Raw genomic sequence first — 23,155 nt, 5'->3', positions numbered from 1 at the left:
AGGCATACAGAATGACTATAAAGCGATTTCCCGGCCGCTATTTTCAAATTTCGACCAAATTAAAATAAATTTATCTCATCGGCCTGTTGCAAGGGGGAGCTTGAGGCAAAAAAAACGGAGACCACAGGGTCTCCGTTTCACTAGGCGAGAAATTTTCGTCAGTCAGTCCGACGATAGCTTCTCTGAGTGTTGTTAACTTTATACAGATAACGGCGCGATTCCGCGGACGGATGGCGATTGATCAGGGTATCGTAAACATCACCTGCCGACATGTTATTGATAATATTGAATGCCTGAGTCTTGTCGCTCGAGAACACACGTAACACACTTCCCGCACCGCCGTTGTAGGCAGTAATGACCGCATAACGCCTGGCTGTAGGGTTAGCGATACCCGCGAGATAAGAGTTTTGCAGAATGGCCAAATAGGCGGTACCAGTATTAATGTTATTAGCCGGATCAAACAGATAGCTTCGGCTCGGCGTACCCCAGTGACCTTCAGACCTGAAAACGTCGGCACCGGCAGTGTGTTGCACCACCTGCATCAGCCCAAGAGCATCGGCATTACTGACCGCATACGGGTTAAATGCCGATTCGGTCTGCATAATCGCCAGAATCAACGACTGATCGACGCCGTATCTGGCTGCTGCTTCGCGCACCAGTGGCAGATATTTGTGCGCACGTTTGTCAAGGTGGTTTGGCACCATCTGAATGGTCACGGAATAAATAATATGCAGGCCAGACTGGCGCTGTTGCAGCTTGTATTGCAACAGATAGTCGGCAAAGCTGGTGGCGCGACCCTGCCAGCGGATCGGCTGCCCGGTGTTGTCGAGCACCTGACCATAGAGCATCGGCTCTTTGCTGATCTGGATATCGTTGGCGTCGGAATAAAGGTCTACGCCGCTGGCATCTTCACCAACCAGCAAGGTTTTGACGATTGCCTGACGCAGCTTATCAGTGGGATCGATACCTGAAATTGTTTCAATAGTAATGGTACCCGCCTCAAAGTTGATGTGGCTGCGGGTTTCATACTGATCGCTATATTTTACGTAATCTTTTGGACCAGCAATCAGAACTTCATTAATGCCCCAGATGTTTTCGATGTTGTGGGCAAATTGACCCATCAAAATATCAAAACCGTTGGTATCTTTGACGTACGCTTCGTTAAATTGATTCTTATGGCTCGAGCAGGAAATCAGTAAAGGCGCGATCACTAGCAACGCTAAAATTTTCTTCATCTTAATAGCCGTATCGTGATGAAAAATAGGGCCAAATCCTAATGGATCCGGCCCCAATTATATTGATGTTACTCAGAAGGCGGGGTATAGCCTTCAATGTGGACATCATGGCCTTCGAACAGGAACTTGACCATTTCCTGCTCCAGCAGTTTGCGATCTTCCGGATTCATCATGCTTAATTTTTTTCGTTGATGAGCATGGTTTGTTTCTTCATCCACTCTGACCAGGCTTCCTTGGAGATTTCGTTATAAATACGTTTGCCGATTTCGCCCGGATACAGCTGAAAATCCTGGCCTTCAGCTTCTTTATTCAAGAACGTACAAAAAATTGTCCTGCTCATAACTCATTCCTCGTCATTGGCCCCGAGGGCCGTTTCCCACTTGTCGATTGGATAATTATTCAATATTGTCAGCAGGTTGGGTTAAAGTATTGCTATCGCGGCAACCCCTTGGTCAACTCCGCCAGCAGGCGTTCGACCGGGGCAGCCAGCCCGACAGACTGTGGCTGCGCTAAGTTATACCAGAGACCTGAGCCTTCATCCATGCAACCTGCTGCCGAGTCGATATTTATCCACATTGGGACGATATCTAGATGGAAATGGCTAAAAGTGTGGCGGAAAGCGACCATTTGTTGCATCGACTTACGCGGCACCTCGTATTTCTTGCCTGCGCCTATTAACTCATCTTCATTGCTGAACTGTGGGAAGCAAAACAGACCGCCCCAAAGGCCTACCGGCGGGCGCTGTTCCAGCCAAACTTTATCTCCTTGCTGAATCATCAGCATCCAGGCAGTTTTTTCTGGCAGAGTTTTCTTGGGTTTTTTTCCAGGATAACTCGCCCAGCTATGATTGGCATAGGCAACGCAGCCAAAACTCAAGGGACACAGCTCGCATTTCGGACGAGAACGCGTGCAGACCATCGCGCCAAGGTCCATCATTGCCTGGTTAAATTGCTGGACGCCTTCGGCGGGAGTCACTTTTTCGCTGATCTCCCATAGGCGGTTTTCAACCTTTTTCTCGCCCGGCCAGCCGTCGATAGCATAGCAGCGAGCCAGCACGCGTTTGACGTTACCGTCGAGGATCGGGTGATGCTGACCAAGCGACAGAGAAAGTACCGCGCCTGCTGTTGAGCGACCCACGCCAGGCAATGCGTTAACTTCTTCAAAAGTGGTCGGGAATTCGCCGTTATGTTGTGCCACAATAGTTTGCGCGGCTTTGTGTAAATTGCGGGCGCGGGCGTAATAACCTAATCCGGTCCACAAATGCAGAACTTCATCCAGCGGAGCAGCAGCCAGCGCTTTTACGTCTGGAAAATGTTGCATAAAGCGCAGGAAGTAAGGGATTACCGTTGCAACCTGCGTTTGTTGCAACATAACCTCGGAGAGCCAGACTTTATAAGGTGTTTTTTCGAGCTGCCACGGCAGGGTCTTACGACCATAACGTTGATACCAATCGAGTACCGCAGGCGCGAAGCGATGCGCTTCCATCATAGGCGTATTACAGATCCCATCGGGGTTAAAATTTAGCTAAGGATTGCAGCATAGAGTGGTTTGCGTGTAAACCGGAACTTTCCCTTATCACCTTCATTCTTCGCAATGCAAGGGTGATGGCAGATGTTCCCGACCGATTTTAAACGATCGCTTGCTAAAGCTGGGTATCTTTGGATAATGCGCCTTTCCCTAAATTTATCGCCAGACAGATAGAAAGCACTATGAAAAATGACGTCATTTCACCGGAGTTTGATGAAAACGGTCGCGCCATGCGCCGTATCCGCAGTTTTGTGCGCCGCCAGGGCCGCCTGACTAAAGGTCAAGAGTATGCGCTGGAAAATTTGTGGCCGGTGATGGGCGTTGAGTATCAGTCGCAGCCTGTCGAGATTGCCTCGCTGTTTGGCCGTGAAGCCCATACTGTGCTGGAAATCGGTTTCGGAATGGGAACTTCGCTGGTGACAATGGCCCAGCAGCACCCGGAACATAACTTTATCGGCATTGAGGTCCATTCACCGGGCGTCGGTGCCTGTCTGATGACTGCAAAGGAAGAGGGTGTCGAGAACCTGCGCGTGATGTGCCATGACGCAGTCGAAGTTCTCGAAACCATGATCCCCGATGGCTCACTCGACATGGTGCAGCTATTCTTTCCTGACCCGTGGCATAAAGCGCGTCATAACAAGCGCCGCATCGTTCAGACCCCGTTTGTTGAACTCGTGCGTCGTAAATTAAAGCTGGGTGGCGTATTCCACATGGCGACTGACTGGGAACCTTATGCGGAACACATGCTCGAAGTGATGAGCGGCGTTGAGGCTTACGGTAACCTGTCGGCGGAAGGCAACTTTGTGCCACGCCCAGAGTCGCGCCCGGTTACCAAGTTCGAAATGCGTGGTCAGCGTTTAGGCCACGGCGTATGGGATCTGATGTTTGAGAGGAAGCAATAATGGCTAAGAACCGTAGTCGTCGTTTACGTAAGAAGTTACACATCGAAGAGTTTCAAGAGCTGGGTTTCTCAGTAAAATGGCGCTTCCCGGAAGGCACTGACGTTAATACTATTGACGAATCTCTGGACGCATTCATCGAAGGCGCTATCGAGCCAGGCAAACTGGCTTTTGACGGCAGCGGTTATCTGCAATGGGAAGGTCTGGTTTGCCTGCAGGAAATCGGTCTTTGCACCGATGAGCATCGTGAGCTGGTGAAAAAATGGTTGGAAGACCATAAAATGCAGGACGTTGAAGTTAGCGAACTGTTCGATATCTGGTGGGATTGATTTCTAAATCCGCAGCTATCCAAAGCGCCTTCATGGCGCTTTTATTTTAATCCCCGTTGTTCTTGAAACCACAGCTGTGCTGGCTGCTCTTGCTTACCCGAATCACTTACTTGTAGTTATGAACTACAAATAAACTCATCGGGCTTCGTCTGTTTGCCGCCTTGCTGTCGCTCCAATTACTTTGGGGATCGTTTTAAGTATTTTATAAATATCTTAAGGAACGACGGTGGTGACTGAATTAGATAACGGGCTGCTGGAAGAAATTCTGTTGCAGGTGCGGCCTTTGATTGGTCAGGGAAAAGTGGCGGACTACATTCCGGCGCTGGCCTCGGTAGATCCCAATAATCTAGGCATTGCGGTCTGCACAGTGGACGGCCAGCAATTTTTTGCCGGTGATGCTCAAACGCGTTTTTCCATCCAGTCGATTTCCAAAGTGCTGAGCCTTACGCTGGCGCTGGGCCGCTATGAAGAGCACGAGATTTGGCAGCGCGTAGGTAAAGAACCCTCCGGGCAGCCGTTTAATTCTTTGGTACAGTTGGAATTGGAAAAGGGCAAACCGCGCAACCCATTTATCAATCCCGGCGCGCTGGTTATTTGCGACATGCTGCAATCACGCCTCGCGGCACCCAAGCAGCGGATGCTGGAAGTGGTCCGCCAGCTCTCCGGCGAGCAGGATATTCATTACGATCCGCTGGTGGCGCGTTCAGAGTTCGAGCATTCAGATCGCAATGCGGCCATCGCCTATCTGATGAAGTCGTTTGGTAATTTTGAAAACGATGTTATTACCGTACTGCAAACCTATTTTAACTACTGTTCGCTTAAAATGAGTTGTTGCGAGCTGGCGCGAACATTCCTCTACCTGGTCAACAAAGGTCAGGCACCGGGCAGTGAAGAGCCTTTACTTGAGCCTGGTCAGGCGCGTCACATCAATGCACTCATGGTCACCAGCGGCATGTACGACGGCGCGGGTGAATTCGCCTATCGCGTAGGGATGCCGGGCAAGTCGGGCGTTGGGGGCGGAATTATCGCCGTTGTGCCAGAAGAGATGTGTATTGCCGTCTGGTCACCTGAACTTGATGCCGCAGGGAACTCTTTGGCAGGAACCGCTGCCTTAGAAATACTGGCACAACGCATTGGCCGTTCAATATTCTAAATCGGGTGCTGGCAGGACTGCTAAAATTTCCTGCCGCCGTCCGTACTCAAGGGAGTAAATATGTTAGCAAAAACGGGATTGAAAAACGGCCTGATCGGCCTGCTGGCTTTGACTGCGCTTCAGGCACATGCCGAATTTCAGTGCAGCGCCAAGCCTCAGGACGACGTAGTTATCAAGCAAGATACCGTGCAGGTAGTGGGGGCTAGCGGAAACCTGCTGATTTCGCCAAATGGCGATTTAAGCCAGAACGGCAAATCTATTTCCCTGAACGCCAAACAGCGTCAGGAAGCTGTGGACTATCAGTCAGCGCTGCGTCGTGATTTACCGTGGATCGATCAAGGCGCCAAAGAGCATCTTGAGAAGGCACGGGTGGCGATGGACGGCGTGATCGTCAAGCAGTTAGGCCCTGAAAGCAATGTTCGTAATCGTCTCAAGACCCTGGATGGCCAACTTAAACAGCAGATGAACCGCATTATCGAGCAACGTCCGGACTCGCTGGTATTCCACCATCAGGCAATCGATCAGGTGCAGCAGCAAGGCCAGCAATTGATTGATCAGACTATGGGCGGCGTAATGCAAGACAGCATGAACGAGATGGGCACCCGTCAGTTGTCCAGCGGTGGTAATCCGTTGCAGGCGATGATGAGCAACCTTGGCGGCTTGCAGCAGGCAGTGAAAGCCGAGTGGCAACGTCAGCAGGGTGAGTTTGAAGGCTTTGGTCATAACGTGTGTAACCGCGTGACCTCGCTGGAAGAGCAGCGCCGCGAACTTTTGGCAGATATTAAGTAATTTCTGTTAGCTGCATTGTAACGGCAGGCTGTTATTGGCAGTTTTAAATTAAAGATAGGGGAGGGGATGATAGCGATCCCTTCCCCCGTTTTTTTGGAGTGAACCCGCTTAGTCTGCTAAAAACAGTTCCAGCAGTGAATTTAGGAACAGTTTTCCTTTTTCGGTAATCTGCCAATGGGTCGCCGTCTCCAGCAGATAATCTTTTGCAATCGCCTCGTCGAGCTGCGAGCGGATGCTGTTTTCTTCCAGTCCTGTGTAAATTGCGAACTCTTCTCGCGGCGCGGCTTCCAGCAGCCGGAAGCGATTCATAAAGAATTCGAACGGCAATTCTTTACTCTCAACCTCATGCTGTTTGTCCATGTAACGACCCTGCATATAACCGCGCGGATGCTTGGTTTTTACCGTGCGCAGAATGCTGCCGTCCGGTTGAGTCAGTTTGCCGTGTGCGCCACAGCCAACGCCCAGATAATCGCCAAAACGCCAGTAGTTCAGATTGTGCTGACACTGGTAACCCGGTTTGGCATAGGCAGAGGTTTCGTACTGCTGATAGCCTGCTGCTGTGAGCAGTTGATCGCCTTGCTCGAAGATGTCCCATAGCGCGTCGTCATCGGGTAAAACCGGCGTTTTATAGGCGAACAGGGTGTTAGGTTCGATGGTCAGCTGATACCAGGACAGATGGGGAGGATTCAGAGCAATTGCCTGACGCAAATCGTCCAGCGCCTGTTCCAGAGTCTGATCCGGCAAGCCGTGCATCAGGTCGAGGTTAAAACTGCGCAGCCCCAAATCGGTTGCCAGATGCGCGGCGCGTTTAGCTTCATCAGGGCCGTGAATACGACCGAGACGCTCTAACTTCTCAGAACTGAAACTTTGCACGCCGATTGAAATGCGGTTCACCCCGGCGCGCTGGTAACCGCTGAAACGATCGGCTTCAACCGTGCCAGGGTTCGCTTCCATGGTGATTTCAGCGTTGGGCGAAACAGGCAGGCGAGCGCGAACACCGTCGAGCAGGTTTTGCATCGCTTCGCTGCTTAACAGACTTGGCGTGCCGCCACCAATGAAAATGGTGTCGATCGTGCGACCTGAAGTCAGATGCACATCGGCATCTAAATCTGCCAGCAGGTGGGCGACATAATCGTCATGCGGCACTTCGCCCTTAAGGGCATGCGAATTAAAATCGCAGTAAGGGCATTTCTGGACACACCACGGAATATGAAGATAAAGGCTTAACGGCGGTAGCTTACGCATTTTTTTCAGCAGCCCCGGACATGGCTTGCAGTAACTGAGCCAATGCCAGACCTCGGTGAGAAACGGCGCTTTTCTCTTCACGCGTCAGCTCTGCGGCAGTTTTGCCCAGCGACGGAACATAGAATATCGGATCATAGCCAAAGCCGCCTTCACCGGCCGGAGCGCGAATAATTTCACCCGCCCAGCTGCCGTGACACACCAGCGGCGTTGGATCTTCTGCGTGGCGCATATAGACCAGAACACAGTGAAATTGTGCCTGACGCTGGCCTTCCGGCACGTCTTTCAAGGCATCAAGCAGCTTCTCGAGGTTCTTCTGATCGGTCGCACCTTCACCCGAATAACGGGCAGAATAAATACCCGGTGCGCCGCCGAGAAAATCTACCGCCAGCCCCGAATCATCGGCAACAGCCGGCAAGCCAGTTATCTGAGCTGCGTGACGGGCCTTGATAATGGCGTTCTCGATAAAGGTCAGACCGGTTTCATCTGCGTCATCAACGCCCAGCTCGGTTTGCGCCACGACTTCGAGACCAAAGTCTGCGAGTAAGTGCGCGAGTTCACGCACTTTTCCGGGATTGCCGGTGGCCAGTACTACTTTTTGCATTTCTACTTCCTGAATTGAAAAATTTAACGCCGCGAGCAGGAAAGCTCCTGGCCGCGGCGTTTTTAGCAGCCTGGGATCACAACAGGAACCAAAGCTCGCCTAACAAATCCATGCCGAGATAGTTCAGCATATACAGAATAAGGATCACCACCATGGCCGAAAAATCGATGCCGCCCATTGCTGGAATAATGCGGCGAATCGGTGCCATCAGCGGTTCGGTAAGCTGCATTAACACGTAATCCATCGCGCCGCGACCTTGGCTCACCCAGCTCATTAGCGAGCGGATGATGATTAGCCAAAACACCAGATAACCGGCTGACTTGACCAGCGCAATCAGGCCGAACAACAGGTTATACGGGCTAAGCGCGATCCCTCCTCCCTGAATCAGCAGCAGCAGCGGATACTTTATTGTCATCAGCAGGAATGCCAACAGCAGCGATGCGCTGTCGATTGGCCCTAGCGGTGGAATGATTCGGCGCAGCGGCGCAATAATCGGCTGGGTTATTTTAACAACAAATTGCGAGAATGGATTGTAAAAATCGGTTCTCGCCCATTGCATCCAGATGCGTAAAAGTAAAACCATGACGTAGAGGTCAATCAGTGTTTTGACCAGAAAAGTCAGCGTGAGCATAAATAACCTTATTCTTGTGATCGGAAATTCAAAGCAACACTTTGAATCGTTGACGCTTTACTCTAGTTAGTTTCAAGCCTGCCGCAGCAGGCCCGAGGTAAAACTAAACCTTTAAAACTCAAACTCAAAACCTAAAAAAGCTTTTCCATTTCCTGCGCGCGGGTGATGGCCGCCTGCATTGCTTCAGCCACAATCGCAGGAAGCTGGCGTTCGTTGAACACTTTAAGCGCTTCGAAAGTCGTACCGCCCTTAGAGGTCACATTTTCGCGTAATGTAGACAGTGGCGTTTCAGGGTTAGCCTCGACCAACGCGGCTGCACCGCTCGCCGCCTGTTGCACCAGAAGGCGCGCATTGTCGGCACTCAGTCCCTGACGCTCGGCTTCTTTTTGCATTGCTTCCATAAACAGGAAGAAATAGGCCGGAGCGCTGCCAGCGGCGGCAATCACCTGATTGATGCCTGCTTCACTGTCGACCCAGCAAATCTTGCCGACTGCGGTCATCAGCTCGCCGCTGAATTCTTTATCTTGTTTACTGACTAGCTCGGGAGCGAATAATCCGCTCATACCTTTGCCCACAAGAGACGGCGTGTTAGGCATAATACGTACTATATTCAATCCGTTGCCAAGCAGTGTATAGAAACGCTCGACGCTAATGCCAGCGGCGATGGACAACACCAGCTTGTCAGCAAAATCGACCTGCTTTTGCAGTTCAGTGCAGACGTCAGCCATTAGCTGAGGTTTTACGGAAAGCACCACAACTGCGGCTTCTTTAGCGCCATTAATGTTATCGCCGCTGCTGTTAATGCCGTATTTTTCGGCCAGAGCATCACGGTTTTTGGCTGATGGCGCGCAGACGGTGATCAAATCAGCAGGGTATCCACTGGTGACCAGACCGGCAATAATGGCGCCTGCCATGTTGCCGGCACCAATAAAGCATATTTTACGATGTTGCATCATTGCTCCTTTATACCCGTCAAACCTGAGGTCGTCGCTGCATTATGTGTCGGCTGACAACGCCAGTGAGTTGGGGTAGCCGTTTAAAATTTCCAATTTTTAAGCTGAATAATCCCGAGCACCAAAGATAGCAGTGCCGATACGGACCATCGTGCTGCCTGCGGCAATCGCAGCGGGCATATCGTCGGTCATGCCCATTGAAAGCGTATCGACCTGAGGATAGTTCTGCTTCAATTGCTGGTAAGCCTCACTCATTTGACTGAAAACTGCCAGCTGGCGCGAATATTCTGTCTCTACCGCAGGGATAGCCATCAGGCCGCGCAGGGTGAGGTTAGGCATCTCGGCAATAGCTGCCGCCAGCTGCGCAACGTCGTTCAGTTTGATCCCGGACTTACTTTGCTCATCGCTGATATTCACCTGAATCAGCACCTGCAACGGTGCCTTGCCTGCAGGACGCTGTTCGTTAAGGCGTTGAGCAATTTTTAGTCGATCGAGGGTATGGCACCAGTCAAAATTCTCAGCCACCAATCGACTTTTATTGGACTGCAAAGGCCCGATAAAGTGCCAGACCAGCGCGGGTTGATGATCGGCGAAGGCGGCAACTTTCTCTACGCCTTCTTGCACATAGTTTTCACCAAAGGCCAGTTGCCCGGCGGCGATTGCTTCTTCGATAGCGCTCGCAGGTTTGGTTTTGCTGACTGCAAGTAAAGTCACTTCTTGTGGAGAACGCTCGCAAAGCGCCGCAGAAGACGCGATACGATCCCTGACTTGCTGTAGATTTTCTGCAATAGCTGATTGCTGACGTTGATTCATAGTGGCTCAGGAGTGTTTCAAATGGATATCGATAATTTTGTGGAGCTTAGTGTAAAGCAAAACGCCTCCGATCTGCACCTTTGTGCCGGGCATCGACCAATGTTACGCGTTGACGGTGAGCTGGTTGCCTGTCAAGACTCGTCACTGGTTGAGCACCAAGAGCTTAAAGCCCTTAGCGAGCGCTGGCTTGCCGATGCGCAGCAGATTGATTTACTGCAGCAGGGTCAAACTGACGCTGCGGTGACGCTGGTCAACGGACGTCGTGTCAGAGTTAATTTTTTCCAGCAGATTAACGGTTTGTCACTGGCGATTCGCCCTTTGCCGAATTCGTGCCCCAGCCTTGAGGATTTGCAGACGCCGAGTGTTTTGCAGCATCTCAGCGCGCTGGAAGACGGATTGATATTGATAACGGGTGCCACAGGCAGTGGAAAATCGACCACTTTGGCAGCGATGATAGGTTATCTCAATCAGACTCGACCCCGGCACATTATCACGTTGGAAGACCCGATAGAATTCTTGCACACCAGCCAGCGTTGTTTAATTCAGCAGCGTGAGTTGGGTACGCACACGCCGTCATTTTCTCAGGCTATTCGCGCGGCACTGCGTGAAGATCCCGACGTGCTATTGCTGGGCGAGCTGCGTGACAGTGAAAACATTCGTTTAGCACTTACTGCTGCTGAGACCGGGCATCTGGTGCTGGCAACACTGCATGCACGTCATGCTGCGCAGGCGGTAGACCGGCTGGTAGACGTTTTCTCTGTCGATGAAAAGGCCTATGTTCGCGCACAGCTAGCTGGAAGTCTGCGCGGAATTCTGGCGCAAAAGCTGGTGCCGGGACAGCACGGTAGTCGAATCGGGTTGTACGAAATGCTGACATCAACACCGGCAGTGTGCAATTTGATTCGTGAAGGTAAAACGCATCAGTTGCAAGACAGCCTGCAAACCGGCGCTGATGCCGGCATGCAAACTTTCGAACAAAGCAGGCAACAGCGAATCAACGCCGGGTTGCTGGCAGGCTAGGCAATAACCTATTGAGCGAAACCGTATGGCAATATTACGCTTCGGGTTTGTTCCACTGATTTTCGAACCAGCTTTCAAGAATGATCACTGCCGATGCGGCATCCACGCTGCCTTTGTCCAGCGCGCGAAAACCGCCGCGTTCAAACAAATCGGCGCGAGCCTCGACGGTACTGAGTCGCTCGTCGTGCAGCTCGACCTGAACGCCAAAACGGCCGTGCAGACGATTGGCAAACTTGCGCGCTCTGGCGGTCAACGGCTGCTCGGTGCCATCCATATTGAGCGGCAGACCAACAATCACTAAATCAGGCTGCCACTCTTTAAGCAGTTTTTCGATTTTTTGCCAGTCTGGAGTGCCGTCCTGAGCTTTGAAAGAAGTCAGTGGGCGTGCGGTGCCGGTGACTTCCTGACCAATCGCCAGGCCAATACTTTTCGTTCCGAAATCAAAAGCAAATAACGTGCGGTTACCCATTACGCGTGACCTGCATGAGTCGCCAACTGACTGACTTCGATACCAATCATTTTGGCTGCTTCGCGCCAGCGTTCGGCAATCGGCGTGCGGAAAATAATATCGCTATTGGCTTCGATAGTCAGCCAGCTGTTGTTTAGCAGTTCCTGCTCAAGCTGACCCTGCTCCCAGGCGGCGTAACCCAGCGCAACCAGCACGTCTTTCGGTTGGTCGGGAGTGCCAAGAGTTTCCAGCACGTCTTTTGACGTGGTGATCATGGTTTGATCGGAAATCTGAATGCTTGAACCAAAACCTTTGCGCGGCGTGTGCAGGATAAATCCGCGATCGTCAGCCAGCGGGCCGCCGGAAAACACCGGGCGATCGAGATTAATTGCCGGATCGCGCGGAGTGGGTTCAATTTCCAGCTTGTCGAGTACGTTTTTAATGGTGAAGTCATCGACAAGTTTATTGATAACCAGGCCCATGGCACCTTCATCGTTGTGTTCGCACACGTAGATGACCGAGCGTTTGAACATGGGCTCTTCCAGTCCGGGCATGGCAATTAAAAAGTGGTGCTGTAAATTCATTTCTTATGTCCATCCAATATATTTCGCGCCCCGGCTGTAGCTTTCGCTCGCCGCAGTCACTTACCTGAGTAGGCTCCTGCGTGCTGTCTTGCCAGAACACGAAATCTAAAGGATCTTTAGTCAGTTATGATGATTTAAGCTTATCGCGCAGCCAGGCGGGCTTCGATTGCGTCCATCAGCATTCCGGTGATAGAAATATCCGGGAATGCCGCTTCGATTTCACGGACACAGGTCGGGCTAGTGACGTTAATTTCGGTCAGGCGGTCGCCGATGATGTCGAGGCCGACAAAGATTAGGCCTTTTTTCTTCAGAGTTGGCGCTACGGCACGGGCAATCGCCCAATCGCTTTCGCTCAATGGACGCGCTTCACCACGACCACCGGCCGCGAGGTTGCCACGGGTTTCGCCCTGAGAAGGAATGCGCGCCAGGCAGTAGGGCACTGGTTCGCCGTCAACAACCAGCACGCGTTTGTCGCCGTCTTTGATCGCAGGCAGGTAATTCTGGGCCATACAGTAGCGGCTGCCGTGTTCGGTCAGGGTTTCGATCACCACTGATACGTTGGCATCTTCCGGCTTCAAACGGAAAATAGACGCGCCGCCCATGCCGTCGAGCGGCTTGAGGATCACATCGTTATGTTCTTTATAGAATGATTTCAGCTGCGTGGCATTGCGGGTTACCAGCGTGTCAGGCGTCAGATCGGGGAACCAGGCGGTAAACAGCTTTTCATTACAGTCGCGCAGGCTTTGCGGTTTGTTGACGATCAGCGTGCCTTTCTCTTCCGCGCGTTCGAGAATATAGGTTGCGTAGATAAACTCGGTATCAAACGGTGGATCCTTACGCATCAGGATCACGTCGAGGTCTTGCAGAGCAATGTCCTGCTCGTCACCAAACTGATACCAGCTTTCGTAATCCTGTTTGACCAGCACTTTACGAGTGTGTGCACGGCCTTCACCGCCGCGCAGATATAGAGAATTCATCTCCATATAATGCAGTTCATAGCCGCGACGCTGAGCTTCCAGCAACATGGCGAAGCTGGTGTCTTTCTTGATATTGATGGATGAAATAGGGTCCATCACGATGCCAAGCTTAATCATCTTCTCTCCTTTAGAGACGGCTTCTAGCCCAGGTCGCCAAATCGCACCTGCAGGGCGGTAATGGCGGTGAGCGCTGTAGTTTCTGTGCGTAAAACGCGCGGTCCCAACAGGATATCAGTAAATCCATAGCCCGTGGTCATTGCAATTTCGTCGGCGGAAAGCCCGCCTTCTGGACCAATCAATAATCGCACACGTTCCACCGGCAGTGGCAGCGTATTTATGCTGTGGCTGGCTCGTGGATGCAAATTTAGCTTCAGGCTGTTGTCTCCTTCGGCGCACCACTGTTCCAACTGCATGGCCTCGCGAATTTCCGGAACACGATTACGCCCGCATTGTTCGCAGGCTGCGATGGCGATTTTTTGCCATTGCTGCAGTTTTTTGGCCAGCCGCTCGCCGTCCAGTTTAACGCCGCAGCGTTCAGAAAACAGCGGTGTAATAGTGTTCACGCCCAATTCGATGGATTTTTGAATTGTGAATTCCATCTTCTCGCCGCGAGAAATAACCTGACCAAGATGCAGATTCAATGGCGACTCGTTATCAGCCAGTTCGCCCCCGGCTAACTGCACGCGCACGCTTTTCTTGTCTACCACGGTAATACTGGCGGTGAAGATCTGATTTGAACCATCAAACAGCTGGATTTGCTGCCCTGGTTGCATACGCAGCACGCGGCCGACGTGATTGGCTGCGTCTTCGCCGAGAATGACTTCGCTATGCGGGCTGAGCAACTCAGGATGATAAATGCGGGGTATTCGCATGTGAGGCTTTAATCCTATGATAAAAAAACAGCGCCTCGGCGCGGTTAGGCAGCACGCCCGGCCAGGCAAAAAGGGCAGGGGCGTGCGTGACAGGCGTATTAGTCAGATATAGTAGGTTAGCTGTTTCCCCGCTGGCAAGCCTGCTGAACATAGTTGTTATGATTCCCCTGCACGACAGCGATGCGATTGTCGCGTTCACATTCCCATGGGGTTACTGGATAAAGCTTGTTCCACGCGTTAAAAAGCTGCGTTTGCTGGCGCGACAGGCTCAGGTTATAGCGGTCACGCATGTAGAAATAGGTGCGGGCAATCGCTCCTCGCGCGCGGACTGGCGGTTCGGCTACCTTGGCTTTGAAATCGACTTTCATCTCGCAGTGACCGTATTGATCCGCCGGGCTATTCCATTGACTGTACTGGAAATTATTGCGATCGCCATTAACCTCGCCAATGGAGGGTTCAAGATTATGCAGGTCAGTTTCAATCTGACGATAGCCAGCATCTTTGGCACAATTTTTTCTGCCACCTTTTTGCCAGCATTGGCGCTGATGGCCAAATTCCCAGGCAGGAACGACGTGCTCCCATTCGATACGGCTGGCGCGCTGGGCGCTTTTACGCGGCACGTAGCCACAGGATTGCAGGTCAGGCGTGCCTTTTTTTCCATTCCAGCTTACTTTGCAGCCGCAATAAAACGTCGGCGCATCGTGGTTGATTTTCACTGCCGCCGCCTTGGCCTGGCTGAAATTGTTAATCTTGAGATGATTGAGGGATTCACTAGAAGCGTGGGCAGAAGTAAAAATAAACAAAGACAGCAACGGCAGAATTTTGCGAGACATATTCCAGACAGCCTGATAATCAAAAGCAGGCAGAGTACTGGATGCAAAATTTGCTATCAATGAGAATTTTGATAAATTTTAACGAGTTAGGCAGAGGTCTAATCGAGAGGACTAACCGGTATTCCCAACCTTAAAATGCAGCACTGACCCACAGTGGCTACAGCGATATTCCGCCTCTTTGCGCATCACTTTATTGTGTCGACGCACGGTCAGTTGATGATCGCGACACTGGCAGACATAGGGATAAGTTTTGCTTTGCACCGAGGTCACGGTGAACTGATGAGTGCGGCTGGCGGATACGCCGAGAACCGACTCCATCATCCAGCGCCACTCTTTGCCATGAGGCGCAGCGGCGCGGCCGAAATGGCGATAGACCAGCAGATGCGCCAACTCGTGCGGCACGACTTCATCGATAAAATCCTGCTGATTTTCCATCAACAACACCGGATTGAGGCGTATCTGCCAATATTGCAGATAGGCGGTGCCCGCACTGGTGCCGCGCTGCTGATAGTTTATTTCAGGTTCAGGATACGTGGCCGACAGTTTCTGATTGGCAAGCTGAAGTTTTTCGCGCATACAGCGCATGACGGCTTGTTGCAGAGCAATGGGGATTCTAGTGCTTTTCATGGGTAAAGCATAAATCTGATAGCCGGTTTTAGGCAAGAAAAATGGCGATAGAAGAAGTTCTTACCTTGCCTGACGAGGCAAAAATAAAGGCGCTCATTGAGCGCCTTGTCAAGCATGCGGAGTATTACTGGCCGATATCTTTCAGAGCTTTACCGCTCATCAGATTACGTTCGATATGTTCCAGAGAAACGTTTTTGGTTTCCGGAATTAGTGCCAGGGTGATGAAGATAAACACCACGTTCAGCGCGCCGTAGACCCAGAAGGTATTGGCGTTACCCAGGCTGTCCAGCATGGTCAGGAAGGTTGCACCGACGATCATATTGGCAATCCAGTTGGTCGCAGTGGAAACTGTGATACCAAAATCGCGGCCTTTCAGCGGCTGAATTTCGGAGCACAGTACCCAGATCAGCGGACCGGCACTCATTGCGAAACCAACAATAAACATCAGCAGCATAGCAATCGAGAAGTATTTCGCGGCCATTGATTCCACGCCGATGTGCAGCATGGTCCCAAGAATGCCCATACCGACGGCCATTACCAGGAAACCGAGGATCAGAGTAGGTTTACGGCCCCAACGGTCAACCAGGCCAATAGCGATAAAGGTCGCCAGAACGTTGACCAATCCGACAATAACTGTGCCCCACATCTGTTCGGCGCTGCTGGCAAAGCCGGCTAGACCAAAGATTTTTGGCGCGTAATACATGATGACGTTCATACCGGTAAACTGCTGCATGACCTGCAGGCCAACACCGAGATATACCGCGCGGCGGAAGTTTTTGTTGGCGGTAAACAGCTGCCAGCCGCCCTGTTTAACTTTCAGGCTTTCACGAATTTCATTCAGTTCGTTTTTCGCTTGCTCACTGGTATCGCGCAGTTTTTCCAGCACGCGACGGGCTTTTTCATCGTTACCACGAGCAGCCAACCAGCGCGGGCTGTCTGGCAAGAAGAACACGCCAACCAACAGCAGCAGGGCCGGGATGGTGATCACACCCAGCATCCAGCGCCATGCGCCGCTATAGCTGAACGCGGTATCAGACAGATAAGCCGCCAGAATACCGATAGTAATCATCAACTGGTACATGGAAATCATGCTGCCGCGAATTTTTTCCGGAGCGATTTCTGACAGATACAGCGGGGCAGTGTAAGACGCAACACCCACTGCCAGACCCAGCAGCACGCGAGCGATAACCAGAACTTCGGTGTTTGGAGCCAGGGATGAACCCAGTGAGCCGATTACGAACAGCACGGCACCGATCATCAGGCTATACTTGCGGCCAATGCGGAAGTTCATCCAGCCACTGCCCACAGCACCAACCGCTGCGCCGAACATCATCGAGCTTACAACCCACTCTTGCTGATGGCTTGAAATCTGGAAATCATGACTAATAAATGGCAGCGCACCTGCGATTACGCCGATGTCCAGACCGAATAGCAGCCCAGCCAATGCAGCGAGAAAACAGACAAAAAAAGTCACACTCTTGTTAGAGCGCTTCCCTGCCTTATATGACGTTGAGTTACTCATCCTGCCTCCGAAAATGACTATAATGCTTAGCCTGTTATGTTATTGGCCCTTACAGTACTAAAAAGTGCGCCAGATCACATAGTTGTAATCGCTTACACTTAATCCAGCGCGGGTAACTGTGTCAGGGCTTGCTTTATTATGACTTTATTAAGGTGGGCCGTTAGCGGCTTACAGTTTTTAGTATATCCCTTGCTTTAAAGCAATCAATTCCTGTCCGTTTGTTATTTACTATTAGTGTAATAGCTTAATTCGTAAAAGATTATAACTTGTAACCGTTTTCATTTTAGGCATTTTCTGTCTGTTTTTAATCAAAGCGAGACCAAATCCCAGACATAAAAAACCCCGCCGCGAAGGCAGGGTTCATAACCTGTTGCTCAGTTTTTATCCTAAGCGAAGGCTTTAGTAGCGAAGCTATTAAAAACCGGCAGCTTCACGCAGCTGAGCGGCTTTGTCGGTTTTTTCCCAAGGGAAATGTTCGCGACCGAAGTGACCGTAAGCTGCCGTCTCTTTGTAGATTGGGTGCAGCAGGTCAAGCATCTGAATCAGGCCATATGGACGCAGGTCGAAGAACTCGCGAACCAGCAGAGTCAGCTGCTCGTTGGAAACTTTACCCGTACCGAAGGTTTCAACCATGATTGAAGTCGGTTCAGCTACGCCGATTGCGTAAGAAACCTGAATCTCACAGCGGTCAGCCAGGCCAGCAGCCACGATATTTTTAGCAACATAACGTGCAGCGTAGGCAGCAGAACGGTCAACCTTGGATGGATCTTTACCGGAGAATGCACCACCACCGTGACGAGCCATGCCGCCGTAGGTATCAACGATAATTTTACGACCAGTCAAACCGCAGTCACCCATTGGACCACCGATAACGAAACGGCCAGTCGGGTTGATGTGGAATTTGGTAGAGGCGTTCAGCCATTCGGTCGGCAGAACCGGCTTGATGATCTCTTCCATCACCGCTTCTTGCAGATCTTTCAGGCTAACTTCTTCTGAGTGCTGAGTAGACAGCACAACAGCATCGATACCGACGATTTTGCCTTCATCATACTGGAAGGTGATCTGGCTTTTGGCGTCTGGACGCAACCAGGGCAGTGATCCTGATTTACGAACTGCAGCCTGTTGTTGCACAAGGCGGTGAGCGTAAGTCACCGGAGCAGGCATCAGAACGTCGGTTTCGTTGGTTGCATAACCGAACATCAGGCCCTGGTCGCCAGCACCCTGTTCCAGTGGGTCGCTACGGTCAACGCCCTGATTGATGTCTGGAGACTGTTTGCCAATGGCGCTCAACACGGCGCAAGAGTTGGCATCAAAGCCCATTTCTGAGTTGACGTAGCCAATTTCACGGATGGTGTTACGGGTGATTTCTTCGATATCAACCCAGGCGCTGGTGGTTACTTCGCCGCCAACCAGAACCATACCGGTTTTAACGTAAGTTTCACACGCGACACGCGCCTTTGGATCTTGTTCTAAAATCGCGTCGAGAACGGCATCAGAGATTTGGTCAGCGATTTTGTCTGGATGTCCTTCTGAAACAGATTCGGACGTAAAGAGGTGTTTAGCCATTATCTTCTTTACCTTTCATACGACGGGTTAGAGACTGCTACCAAACTAGGCAGCATGAAAATAGGTCAGATTTGAAGCCCTTCCTGAAGCCGTTTGACGGTTGCAAAAAGTAGACGGATTAACATCTGGATGGCTATTTTAGGCTAGCTTTTGAGGTGATTGCCAGCCCTTTTTTACTGCACCCGTATTCATATCGTGCCCAATTAGCGTGATATTCAACGATGAATACCCTTTTGGCCCCATTTTCATTTTGCATTTTTACATCCTTATCGGTATAAACGCCCCCGCGCTGGCATGTTTCATCACTCTAGGATTAACTCAGCGTATTCCAGTAATTACTGTTCTCTTTTTGCCCTATATGGCCGGATGCCCGTGGCTTTGCGTGGCACCTGTGGAGGTGGTTAGGTTAATGACCCACTTTTTACCGCTTGTTACATTTCAACAGCATCCTCAGCAGACGCATTTTATTTCTGCGTCCCACCACTGTGAAAAAATTCTGTCATCTATCCAATGTTATAAACAGCGGGTAATAACGCCGCATGCTTATAGACAGGTCAGGTTCAGACATTTTGGCGCTACTCAAGATTCTCGGGCCGGTTAAACGCCGTCAACCGCACAAATATTGAGATAGCCTGCGACCATTTGGGGCTTATGTCCTATGGTTTCTACTGGCTCGTTTCACGGAGTCTGACAACGTGATTTACAATTATATGAGTGATCAACTTCTCGCCCAGGTTGAACAACCGGCATTTGCACGCCGTTTATCAGCTTTGTCCGGGTTGTTCTCACCTGTTGTTACTGCAATAGTGGCTGGCCATGCTGTCAGTGTAGAAAAGGGTATTAACTATGTCTGATGACATGCATTCCCACCGTCCGTCACATGCGGGCGACAGTGTTTCTTTGCGCTCCATGCAGGAGGTTGCCGTGAACGACCGTGATGCCAGCAAAATGCTGCGCACTTATAACGTTGCCTATTGGGGCAATAACTATTACGACATCAACGAGCTCGGTCACATCAGCGTATGTCCCGATCCGGACGTACCTTCGGCCCGCGTAGACCTGGCTCAGCTGGTGAAAGACTTGCGTGAGCAGGATGGTCAACGTCTGCCTGCGCTGTTCTGTTTCCCACAAATTTTACAACACCGTCTGCGCTCGATTAACGCCGCCTTTAAACGTGCGCGCGAATCTTTCGGCTACGAGGGTGACTATTTTCTGGTTTATCCAATCAAGGTTAACCAGCATCGCCGCGTGATTGAGTCACTGGTTGAATCCGGTGAACCGCTGGGTCTTGAAGCAGGTTCCAAAGCCGAGCTGATGGCCGTTTTGGCGCACGCGGGCATGACTCGTTCGGTGATCGTTTGTAACGGCTATAAAGACCGTGAATACATTCGCCTGGCATTGATCGGCGAAAAGCTCGGTCACAAGGTTTATCTGGTTATTGAAAAAATGACCGAGATTAAACTGGTGCTTGAAGAAGCCGAACGCCTGAACGTGATCCCGCGCCTTGGCGTGCGTGCGCGTTTGTCTTCGCAAGGTTCTGGCAAATGGCAGTCCAGCGGTGGCGAGAAATCCAAATTTGGCCTGGCCGCCGCGCAGGTATTGCAACTGGTTGAAATGCTGCGTAAAGCAGATCGTTTAGACAGCCTGCAACTGCTGCACTTCCACCTTGGATCTCAACTGTCGAACATTCGAGATATCTCGACCGGTGTGCGTGAATCGGCGCGTTTCTACGTCGAACTGCACAAGCTTGGCGTAAACATTCAGTGTTTCGACGTCGGCGGCGGTTTGGGTGTGGATTACGAAGGAACCCGCTCGCAGTCTGACTGCTCGGTGAACTATGGCCTGAACGAATATGCCAACAATGTGATCTGGGGGATTGGCGATGCCTGTAATGAACACGGCCTGCCGCATCCAACAGTGATAACCGAGTCTGGTCGTGCAGTAACGGCACACCACACGGTACTGGTTTCAAATGTTATCGGCGTTGAGCGCAATGAATTTACGCCGCCGATTGCCCCTGCCGAAGATGCGCCGCGTGCGCTGCTGAGCCTGTGGGATACCTGGAACGAAATGCACGATCCAGAAAACCGTCGTTCGCTGCGTGAGTGGCTGCATGACTGTCAGATGGACCTGCACGACGTTCATTCTCAGTACGCGCACGGTATTCTCGATTTGACCCAGCGCGCCTGGGCGGAAGAGATTTACCTGAATATCTGTAACGTGATCCAGCAGCAGCTTGATCCCAGCAATCGCGCGCACCGCCCAATCATTGATGAGCTACAAGAACGTATGGCCGACAAGCTGTACGTCAACTTCTCGCTGTTCCAGTCGATGCCGGATGCCTGGGGTATCGATCAGCTGTTCCCGGTGTTGCCGCTGGAAGGTCTCGACAAGCCACCGGTTGGCCGCGCCGTGCTGCTCGACATTACCTGTGACTCAGACGGTACTATCGATCATTACGTGGACGGCGACGGGGTAGCAACTACCATGCCGATGCCTCCTTATGATCCGGAAAATCCTCCGGCGCTGGGCTTCTTTATGGTTGGCGCGTATCAGGAAATCCTTGGCAACATGCATAACCTGTTCGGCGACACTGCTGCGGTAGACGTGTTTGTATTCCCTGATGGCAGCATCGAGGTACAGCAGTCCGACGAGGGCGATACCGTTGCCGATATGCTGGAATATGTGCAACTTGACCCCAACGTGCTGTTGGCCCGCTTCCGCGATCAGGTTAAAGAAACCGATCTTGATGCCGAGCTGCAGGCACAGTTTATCGAAGAGTTCGAGAGCGGACTGTACGGTTACACCTATTTAGAAGACGAATAAGTCTGTTCGATAGACTATTCGCTGGATTAGACAATACAGAACTATAGCCTCGCCGAGTCAGTGCTCGGGCGAGGTTTCTATAAAAGGATAAGTGATGAGTACTTTGGGGCACAAGTTTGATAATTCGCTGGTTTCCAACGCTTTTGGGTTCCTGCGTTTCCCGGTGAATTTCGAGCCTTACGATAGCGATGCCGAGTGGGTAATTACCGGTATTCCTTTCGATATGGCGACTTCAGGCCGTTCTGGTTCGCGTCTTGGCCCGGCGGCTATCCGCCAGGTGTCAGTGAATCTGGCGTGGGAAGGCAAGCGCTGGCCGTGGGATTTCGACCTGCGCGAGCGCCTGAACGTAGTAGACTGCGGTGATGTGGTGTACGAATTCGGCGACGCACAAACTCTGGTCGATAACCTGGAAGAGCACGCGGACAAACTGCTGGCGGCTGGCAAGCGCATGCTGTCGTTCGGCGGTGACCACTTTGTCACTCTGCCACTGCTGCGCGCTCACCATCGCAAGTTCGGCAAGATGGCGCTGGTTCACTTTGATGCCCACACCGATACCTATTCCAACGGCAGCAAATTCGACCACGGCACCATGTTCTATCATGCACCGAAAGAAGGGCTGATTTCCGCTGAAAACTCGGTACAAATTGGTATCCGCACTGAGTTTGATAAAGATCTCGGCTTCACCGTGCTGGATGCTGCTCAGGTTAATGACCGCACCGTTGACGATATTCTTGCACAGGTTAAGCAAATCGTTGGCGATCTGCCGGTGTATCTGAGCTTTGATATCGACTGTCTGGACCCGGCTCACGCGCCTGGCACCGGCACTCCGGTTATCGGCGGCCTGACCTCCGATCGCGCCCTGAAACTGGTTCGCGGTCTGAAAAATCTGGACCTCGATATTGTCGGTATGGACATCGTGGAAGTTGCTCCGGCTTACGATCAGTCAGACATCACGGCATTGGCAGCGGCAACGCTGGCTCTTGAAATGCTGCACGTGCAGGCAGACAAGAAAGGCGCTTAAGCGTCCTTCTTTTCAGTATCACGTTTATGAGACCCGGCAATGCCGGGTTTTTTGTTTGTTAATTCGGCAACTTGGCAGTGAAATGCTGAAAACGGCGGCAAAAATTTTTATGGAAACGTTGCCAAAACAACATCTCCTTATAAGCCGTGTGCCGCGATTGGTTTTTGTCGGCGCTGGCGATATAGTTGGCAAGACTAAAAACTCTATACCCCCAGCGCTCGCTTCCTGAAGTGTGTTCCTGCCGTAATAGAGATTGCTGTTTTAATCCGTAGTTTGAGAAAATGATTTTTTCGACTGCTTTTTTAATCCGACCTGGAGTAGAACATGTCCTCTCGTAAAGAGCTTGCGAACGCTATCCGCGCACTCAGCATGGACGCCGTGCAGAAAGCAAATTCCGGCCACCCCGGTGCCCCAATGGGCATGGCCGACATCGCCGAAGTCCTGTGGCGCGATTATATGAACCACAACCCGACCAACCCGCACTGGGCCGACCGCGACCGCTTCGTGCTGTCAAACGGTCACGGCTCGATGCTGATTTACAGCCTGCTGCACCTCACCGGCTACGATTTACCTATCACCGAGCTGGAAAACTTCCGTCAGCTGCACTCAAAAACTCCGGGCCACCCGGAGTACGGCTACACCGCTGGCGTTGAAACCACCACCGGCCCGCTGGGTCAGGGGATC

Annotated in this window: 23 protein-coding genes and 2 pseudogenes; 9 read left to right on the top strand and 16 right to left on the bottom strand. The window is 51.6% G+C overall.

The features are described 5' to 3' along the window. Positions 1-158: 158 nt before the first annotated feature. The 3 genes and pseudogenes from mltC to mutY all read right to left on the bottom strand — a co-directional run bounded on the left by mltC (position 159) and on the right by mutY (position 2,720). Positions 159-1,235, bottom strand: coding sequence for a membrane-bound lytic murein transglycosylase MltC (mltC, locus tag SPM24T3_RS21380; protein WP_009638917.1), 1,077 nt, complete (start codon positions 1,233-1,235; stop codon positions 159-161). 68 nt (positions 1,236-1,303) lie between these two features. After that, positions 1,304-1,575 (bottom strand): annotated as a pseudogene (locus SPM24T3_RS21375) (oxidative damage protection protein). 92 nt (positions 1,576-1,667) lie between these two features. Then, complete coding sequence (mutY, locus tag SPM24T3_RS21370) at positions 1,668-2,720, bottom strand: A/G-specific adenine glycosylase (protein WP_009638914.1); 1,053 nt, start codon at positions 2,718-2,720, stop codon at positions 1,668-1,670. A gap of 224 nt (positions 2,721-2,944) precedes the next feature. Here mutY and trmB point away from each other — a divergent pair, with 224 nt between their 5' ends. From trmB to SPM24T3_RS21350, 4 genes are all read left to right on the top strand, one after another. Next, positions 2,945-3,664, top strand: coding sequence for a tRNA (guanosine(46)-N7)-methyltransferase TrmB (gene trmB, locus SPM24T3_RS21365; protein WP_009638913.1), 720 nt, complete (start codon positions 2,945-2,947; stop codon positions 3,662-3,664). Beyond that, positions 3,664-3,990, top strand: coding sequence for a YggL family protein (locus SPM24T3_RS21360; RefSeq protein WP_009638912.1), 327 nt, complete (start codon positions 3,664-3,666; stop codon positions 3,988-3,990). Before trmB ends, SPM24T3_RS21360 begins: the two co-directional genes overlap by 1 nt. A 226-nt stretch (positions 3,991-4,216) precedes the next feature. After that, entirely contained in the window at positions 4,217-5,143 is a 927-nt protein-coding gene (glsB, locus tag SPM24T3_RS21355; protein ID WP_009638911.1) for a glutaminase B, read from the top strand. A gap of 60 nt (positions 5,144-5,203) precedes the next feature. Next, positions 5,204-5,932 (top strand): DUF2884 family protein, encoded by a 729-nt coding sequence (locus SPM24T3_RS21350; RefSeq protein ID WP_009638910.1) that lies wholly within the window; start codon positions 5,204-5,206, stop codon positions 5,930-5,932. A gap of 108 nt (positions 5,933-6,040) precedes the next feature. Here SPM24T3_RS21350 and hemW read toward each other — a convergent pair whose 3' ends face one another. From hemW to SPM24T3_RS21325, 5 genes are all read right to left on the bottom strand, one after another. Beyond that, complete coding sequence (gene hemW, locus SPM24T3_RS21345; protein WP_009638909.1) at positions 6,041-7,177, bottom strand: radical SAM family heme chaperone HemW; 1,137 nt, start codon at positions 7,175-7,177, stop codon at positions 6,041-6,043. Then, positions 7,170-7,778 carry an XTP/dITP diphosphatase gene (locus SPM24T3_RS21340; RefSeq protein ID WP_009638908.1) on the bottom strand — a complete coding sequence of 203 codons (609 nt, stop codon included), beginning with the start codon at positions 7,776-7,778 and terminating at the stop codon, positions 7,170-7,172. The genes hemW and SPM24T3_RS21340 overlap by 8 nt, the downstream gene beginning before the upstream one ends. 76 nt (positions 7,779-7,854) lie before the next feature. Next, complete coding sequence (locus tag SPM24T3_RS21335; protein WP_009638907.1) at positions 7,855-8,409, bottom strand: YggT family protein; 555 nt, start codon at positions 8,407-8,409, stop codon at positions 7,855-7,857. Between the two features lie 131 nt (positions 8,410-8,540). Next, complete coding sequence (gene proC, locus SPM24T3_RS21330) at positions 8,541-9,362, bottom strand: pyrroline-5-carboxylate reductase (RefSeq protein WP_009638904.1); 822 nt, start codon at positions 9,360-9,362, stop codon at positions 8,541-8,543. A gap of 99 nt (positions 9,363-9,461) precedes the next feature. Further along, positions 9,462-10,175, bottom strand: a complete 714-nt coding sequence (locus SPM24T3_RS21325; RefSeq protein WP_009638903.1) for a YggS family pyridoxal phosphate-dependent enzyme — start codon at positions 10,173-10,175, stop codon at positions 9,462-9,464. A gap of 21 nt (positions 10,176-10,196) precedes the next feature. Between SPM24T3_RS21325 and SPM24T3_RS21320 the strand changes: the two genes are divergently transcribed. Then, on the top strand, positions 10,197-11,195 hold the full coding sequence (locus tag SPM24T3_RS21320) for a type IV pilus twitching motility protein PilT (RefSeq protein ID WP_009638902.1): 999 nt from the start codon (positions 10,197-10,199) through the stop codon (positions 11,193-11,195). Between the two features lie 34 nt (positions 11,196-11,229). Here SPM24T3_RS21320 and ruvX read toward each other — a convergent pair whose 3' ends face one another. From ruvX to metK, 8 genes are all read right to left on the bottom strand, one after another. After that, positions 11,230-11,664, bottom strand: coding sequence for a Holliday junction resolvase RuvX (gene ruvX, locus SPM24T3_RS21315; protein ID WP_009638901.1), 435 nt, complete (start codon positions 11,662-11,664; stop codon positions 11,230-11,232). After that, a complete protein-coding gene (locus tag SPM24T3_RS21310; RefSeq protein WP_009638900.1) occupies positions 11,664-12,227 on the bottom strand; it encodes a YqgE/AlgH family protein in 564 nt (187 codons plus the stop codon). Before SPM24T3_RS21310 ends, ruvX begins: the two co-directional genes overlap by 1 nt. Before the next feature lie 140 nt (positions 12,228-12,367). After that, positions 12,368-13,321 (bottom strand): glutathione synthase, encoded by a 954-nt coding sequence (gene gshB / locus SPM24T3_RS21305; RefSeq protein ID WP_009638899.1) that lies wholly within the window; start codon positions 13,319-13,321, stop codon positions 12,368-12,370. 23 nt (positions 13,322-13,344) lie between these two features. Next, positions 13,345-14,076, bottom strand: a complete 732-nt coding sequence (rsmE, locus tag SPM24T3_RS21300; protein ID WP_009638898.1) for a 16S rRNA (uracil(1498)-N(3))-methyltransferase — start codon at positions 14,074-14,076, stop codon at positions 13,345-13,347. Positions 14,077-14,192: 116 nt separating this feature from the next. Next, entirely contained in the window at positions 14,193-14,909 is a 717-nt protein-coding gene (gene endA, locus SPM24T3_RS21295; RefSeq protein ID WP_009638897.1) for a deoxyribonuclease I, read from the bottom strand. Positions 14,910-15,020: 111 nt separating this feature from the next. Then, complete coding sequence (locus SPM24T3_RS21290; protein WP_009638896.1) at positions 15,021-15,536, bottom strand: SprT family zinc-dependent metalloprotease; 516 nt, start codon at positions 15,534-15,536, stop codon at positions 15,021-15,023. A 124-nt stretch (positions 15,537-15,660) separates the two neighbouring features. After that, positions 15,661-17,058, bottom strand: a complete 1,398-nt coding sequence (locus tag SPM24T3_RS21285; RefSeq protein WP_037379396.1) for a sugar porter family MFS transporter — start codon at positions 17,056-17,058, stop codon at positions 15,661-15,663. A gap of 414 nt (positions 17,059-17,472) precedes the next feature. Further along, a complete protein-coding gene (gene metK / locus SPM24T3_RS21280) occupies positions 17,473-18,624 on the bottom strand; it encodes a methionine adenosyltransferase (RefSeq protein WP_009638894.1) in 1,152 nt (383 codons plus the stop codon). Between the two features lie 710 nt (positions 18,625-19,334). On the opposite strand from metK, the gene SPM24T3_RS25990 reads away from it, so the two are divergent. From SPM24T3_RS25990 to SPM24T3_RS21265, 4 genes and pseudogenes are all read left to right on the top strand, one after another. Further along, positions 19,335-19,478, top strand: a complete 144-nt coding sequence (locus SPM24T3_RS25990) for a hypothetical protein (RefSeq protein WP_237713129.1) — start codon at positions 19,335-19,337, stop codon at positions 19,476-19,478. Then, entirely contained in the window at positions 19,471-21,450 is a 1,980-nt protein-coding gene (speA, locus tag SPM24T3_RS21275) for a biosynthetic arginine decarboxylase (RefSeq protein ID WP_009638893.1), read from the top strand. Before SPM24T3_RS25990 ends, speA begins: the two co-directional genes overlap by 8 nt. A 94-nt stretch (positions 21,451-21,544) precedes the next feature. Continuing rightward, on the top strand, positions 21,545-22,471 hold the full coding sequence (gene speB / locus SPM24T3_RS21270) for an agmatinase (RefSeq protein WP_009638892.1): 927 nt from the start codon (positions 21,545-21,547) through the stop codon (positions 22,469-22,471). 324 nt (positions 22,472-22,795) lie between these two features. Continuing rightward, positions 22,796-23,155 (top strand): annotated as a pseudogene (locus tag SPM24T3_RS21265) (transketolase); the annotation flags it as partial.

Source organism: Serratia sp. M24T3 (assembly GCF_000257645.1).
GTDB lineage: Bacteria > Pseudomonadota > Gammaproteobacteria > Enterobacterales > Enterobacteriaceae > Rouxiella.
Note: the sequence above shows the minus strand (reverse complement) of the source record. Positions and strands in the feature narration are given on the sequence as shown.

What these genes read in the sequence shown, in the direction of transcription:
- metK (WP_009638894.1), bottom strand. Translation starts at nt 18,624, where the DNA reads ATGGCTAAACACCTCTTTACGTCCGAATCTGTTTCAGAAGGACATCCA.
- endA (WP_009638897.1), bottom strand. Translation starts at nt 14,909, where the DNA reads ATGTCTCGCAAAATTCTGCCGTTGCTGTCTTTGTTTATTTTTACTTCT.
- SPM24T3_RS21335 (WP_009638907.1), bottom strand. Translation starts at nt 8,409, where the DNA reads ATGCTCACGCTGACTTTTCTGGTCAAAACACTGATTGACCTCTACGTC.
- gshB (WP_009638899.1), bottom strand. Translation starts at nt 13,321, where the DNA reads ATGATTAAGCTTGGCATCGTGATGGACCCTATTTCATCCATCAATATC.
- ruvX (WP_009638901.1), bottom strand. Translation starts at nt 11,664, where the DNA reads ATGGGTAACCGCACGTTATTTGCTTTTGATTTCGGAACGAAAAGTATT.
- speB (WP_009638892.1), top strand. Translation starts at nt 21,545, where the DNA reads ATGAGTACTTTGGGGCACAAGTTTGATAATTCGCTGGTTTCCAACGCT.
- SPM24T3_RS21360 (WP_009638912.1), top strand. Translation starts at nt 3,664, where the DNA reads ATGGCTAAGAACCGTAGTCGTCGTTTACGTAAGAAGTTACACATCGAA.
- SPM24T3_RS21285 (WP_037379396.1), bottom strand. Translation starts at nt 17,058, where the DNA reads ATGAGTAACTCAACGTCATATAAGGCAGGGAAGCGCTCTAACAAGAGT.
- trmB (WP_009638913.1), top strand. Translation starts at nt 2,945, where the DNA reads ATGAAAAATGACGTCATTTCACCGGAGTTTGATGAAAACGGTCGCGCC.
- SPM24T3_RS21350 (WP_009638910.1), top strand. Translation starts at nt 5,204, where the DNA reads ATGTTAGCAAAAACGGGATTGAAAAACGGCCTGATCGGCCTGCTGGCT.
- SPM24T3_RS21340 (WP_009638908.1), bottom strand. Translation starts at nt 7,778, where the DNA reads ATGCAAAAAGTAGTACTGGCCACCGGCAATCCCGGAAAAGTGCGTGAA.
- mutY (WP_009638914.1), bottom strand. Translation starts at nt 2,720, where the DNA reads ATGGAAGCGCATCGCTTCGCGCCTGCGGTACTCGATTGGTATCAACGT.
- SPM24T3_RS21320 (WP_009638902.1), top strand. Translation starts at nt 10,197, where the DNA reads ATGGATATCGATAATTTTGTGGAGCTTAGTGTAAAGCAAAACGCCTCC.
- SPM24T3_RS21310 (WP_009638900.1), bottom strand. Translation starts at nt 12,227, where the DNA reads ATGAATTTACAGCACCACTTTTTAATTGCCATGCCCGGACTGGAAGAG.
- rsmE (WP_009638898.1), bottom strand. Translation starts at nt 14,076, where the DNA reads ATGCGAATACCCCGCATTTATCATCCTGAGTTGCTCAGCCCGCATAGC.
- SPM24T3_RS21325 (WP_009638903.1), bottom strand. Translation starts at nt 10,175, where the DNA reads ATGAATCAACGTCAGCAATCAGCTATTGCAGAAAATCTACAGCAAGTC.
- hemW (WP_009638909.1), bottom strand. Translation starts at nt 7,177, where the DNA reads ATGCGTAAGCTACCGCCGTTAAGCCTTTATCTTCATATTCCGTGGTGT.
- SPM24T3_RS21290 (WP_009638896.1), bottom strand. Translation starts at nt 15,536, where the DNA reads ATGAAAAGCACTAGAATCCCCATTGCTCTGCAACAAGCCGTCATGCGC.
- SPM24T3_RS25990 (WP_237713129.1), top strand. Translation starts at nt 19,335, where the DNA reads ATGAGTGATCAACTTCTCGCCCAGGTTGAACAACCGGCATTTGCACGC.
- mltC (WP_009638917.1), bottom strand. Translation starts at nt 1,235, where the DNA reads ATGAAGAAAATTTTAGCGTTGCTAGTGATCGCGCCTTTACTGATTTCC.
- speA (WP_009638893.1), top strand. Translation starts at nt 19,471, where the DNA reads ATGTCTGATGACATGCATTCCCACCGTCCGTCACATGCGGGCGACAGT.
- proC (WP_009638904.1), bottom strand. Translation starts at nt 9,362, where the DNA reads ATGCAACATCGTAAAATATGCTTTATTGGTGCCGGCAACATGGCAGGC.